The organism is Staphylococcus sp. HMSC036D05, assembly GCF_001836225.1.
Taxonomy (GTDB): Bacteria; Bacillota; Bacilli; order Staphylococcales; family Staphylococcaceae; genus Staphylococcus; species Staphylococcus caprae.
On the sequence record NZ_KV827791.1, the window covers coordinates 1 to 386 of the forward strand.

At 40.9% G+C, this 386-nt stretch carries 1 protein-coding gene; it reads right to left on the reverse strand.

Annotated features, from left to right (window positions below; genetic code table 11):
• Positions 1–386, reverse strand: a 386-nt coding sequence (locus HMPREF2580_RS11715) for a putative Ig domain-containing protein (RefSeq protein WP_141756909.1), incomplete at both ends; no start/stop codon positions are given.

The following is a 386-nucleotide window of genomic DNA, read 5'->3' on the forward strand; positions in this document are numbered from 1 at the left end:
TCGCTGGTGCTGGTGGCGCTGTTGTGTCTACAACTTTAATTATAAAGTTTGTTGTGGTTTCGTTACCTTCCGCATCTGTTGTTATCACTGTGATTGGATAACTTCCTACTTTCGTTGGTGTTCCACTGATTGTGTTTGTGGCACTATCGAAACGTACACCTTCTGGTAGTCCGCTTACTTTATTTGTTACATCCTGACCGCTATTATCTTTCGCTTCTATCTTGATTGAATCAATCGGTGTATTCACTTCTTTTGTTTGGTTTGCGATAGAAGTAACCGTTGGTTTTGTTGTATCCACGATTTTAATCGTGAAGTTCGATGTCGTTTCATTGCCTGATGCATCCGTTGTTGTCACGGTAATTGGGTAACTTCCAACTTTTGTTGGC